The sequence below is a fragment of the Bradyrhizobium sp. genome, from assembly GCF_049581145.1.
Classification (GTDB): domain Bacteria; phylum Pseudomonadota; class Alphaproteobacteria; order Rhizobiales; family Xanthobacteraceae; genus Bradyrhizobium.
Map to the genome: position 1 here is coordinate 1 of NZ_JBAURI010000605.1, position 2,622 is coordinate 2,622.

Below are 2,622 nucleotides of genomic sequence, written 5' to 3' on the forward strand. Positions count from 1 at the left end.
CCGAATAGCCTTCGGCATATAGCTTGCGCGACGCCGCGGGAACGTCCGGTGGATGCAGCAGATTGCGGTCTTCGGCAGCAAGCAGGAAGATCAGCCGGTAGACGAGACGCAAGAGTTCTCCGAAGAACCCTGGCAAGGGCAGGGCGCCGCCTCGCAATTGCTCGCGCAACCCCGAGTTGGCGGAATGCGACAAAAAGCCGTTACCCAGACTGAGCAGCGCCGCCTCGACGCCGTCACGCATCTTGTCGCGGACCACAACGCCTTCGGTCTGGCCGGCGGCGCGCCAGCGCTCCAACGCACAGTCCGAAGGGAGTGCTCCGGCTATACCGAAACGGCTGGAATGAATGAGCAGCCAGAGCGCGGTGAAGTCCGAGAACGCATCAGCTTCAAAGATGCGGCGCAGGTCGGCTTCGATATAGGCCGGGCGGGTGAGGCTGGAGTTGTCGCGCAGCAGCCGCAACAGGTTTCCGTTGGCGCACACGCCCCACAGCGCGCCTTCGTGGGCATTCAGCCAACTCTGGAGGGCCGAAGCGGCGGACTGCCGGTGCCCGTCCGCCGTCAGTTGTGGGCTCGGTCGATCAAGATCACCTGCCGCCGGGACAACCACGACCGGAACGCGGCCACCGAGGGCTTCAAGCGAGATTGTGAACCGCCGTTCGCCGATCGTGCGGGTGCCAATCCGGCCGATATCGCTAAGTCCGAACACGTCGCGGAGCAGCTTTTCGACGAGATTCAGCGTTGCGGCAGGCGAGGGCGTTTCACTCGCCGCAAACTCCCTGAACATTGCCTGGCCAATGCGGAAGTAGCGCGCGATTTCGTCTCGCAGAGTGAGGCCTTTAGGGATGCCGTAATCTGCTTCCGATTGCTCACCCGCCTGATGCTGGGCGATACGTGCCAGCATTGCCGGGGCGATCAGGCCGCCTTCTACTGTGATGGCATCAAAGGCAAGCGCAGAGGCACTGGATTTCCTGACACGCGCCATCTCACAGCCCCGCCGGTGCGAGCACATAGATTCCTATGATATCGGGCGGCAGCACCGGCTCGACAGTGACCCGAGCGCTGCCGGCCGCGGCAGCTCGCACGCGAGCGTGATCCTCCGCAAGGGCCTTCGCGCGAATGCGTGCATAGTCGGCGATGGGGCCCTCCAGCATCGCCGGCGCTTGCTCGATTGCTTTGGAAATCAATCGTTGCCGCGCGACCAGTGCGAGATCTGCGCTTGCGGCGGCGTCGAGCAGAGGACGCGTGGCACCTTCCACCATGAACACGCTCTTAGCTGCTTCCAACGCAAGCGTCGCCGCCTCTTCGACCAGAAGCATGCGTTCGCGGCGGCCGTGGACGATCAACTTGTAGCGCAGTCTAAGCGCCACGATCGTCGTGACGGACTTGACTGCGGCCGTCTGCCACGCCCCAGCGCGGCCGAGCGAGAGAAGCGGTATGGAACCCGGGTCGAGCGCCCCTTCGAGGAGCGTCTCAGCGAGCGTTGCCGGCAGCGGATGACTGCGCGAGACGATCTCTGCGCCGGATGGCGGGGGTTCATCGAACGCGATTCGAATCGTATCCTCGAAGCCGCGCAACGATAGCCGTTCTTTCACAGCTGGCGGTAGTGCGGAAATATGCGCCCGTATGGCACCATTTTTTCCGACTTCGAGCGCCGAATCCAACCGGCTCATCGCTCGCTCTACGAAGCGGCGAACCTCGTCGGGGCCGCCGAGCAAATCACGCCAGCGCTGCCACTCCGGCTTGACTTCCTCGGGCCGGATCGTGTTCTGAGCAAACCGCGCCCGCGAACGGCGCTCGCCATCCTCTGCATCACGCCAGATGGTTTCCATGGCCTTGGTATCGACGGCAAGGCCTAAGTCGAGGCTCAGTTGCCGGGTGCGACCCTTGCGGAGCAGCACGGCGTTCATCAGCGCACCTGTTACCGCGCCGCGCTCGTCGGGCAACGGAACGGTGACGCCGGTCGCCTTGCGAATTTGTTCCGCCTTGCGAAGGATCACCTCAAGCACACCGCCATCGATCGAGCTGTCGGGCGAGAAGAGCAGCACGGATCGCACGAGCTTGGCCGGCTGGCCGAAGCGGTCGACCCGACCCTCGCGCTGTTGGTGGCGGGTCGGGTTCCAGGACAGGTCGTAGTGGATCACCGTATCGAACAGGCTTTGCAGATTAACGCCCTCGGACAGGCAGTCGGTCGCGACCAGCAGTCGCTGCTCGGCTTCGCCCATCGCTTCGACGCGCTCGCGGCGTTCTTCCGATGTGAGCGCGCCAGTAACGGCCTCGATACAGAGCTTGGGAAATGCCTTTTGCAGTGCGGCTGCGACGTGCTCCGCCGTTGCGATGAAGCGGCAAAACACCACCGGATTGGCGCCCTCCGCGACCAGGGGCTTAAGCAGCTTCGTGACTGCGTCGAGCTTTGGGTCGGGTGCCTTGATCAGGCGTTCGGCCTGCGCCACCAAGACGGCGAGCGGCTGATCTTCCTCTAGGCCCGGGGTTGGCTCCACATCAACGGCATCGCTTTCATCGGAGTCCTCGTCGAACACCTGACCCTGAAGCCGGTCAGGATCTGCGGCGATCCGGTTACGCAGGGCGCTAGCGGCCGCCGCCGGCGATGAACCCACGCAGCGC

1 protein-coding gene and 1 pseudogene are annotated in these 2,622 nt (G+C 64.1%); both read right to left on the reverse strand.

The genetic code is table 11. From position 1 onward, the window contains the following. A pseudogene (locus tag WCB02_RS19950) lies at window positions 1-982 on the reverse strand (restriction endonuclease); the annotation flags it as partial. A gap of 1 nt (window position 983) precedes the next feature. Beyond that, on the reverse strand, window positions 984-2,622 hold a 1,639-nt coding region (locus tag WCB02_RS19955), incomplete at its 5' end, for a helicase-related protein (RefSeq protein ID WP_423960697.1).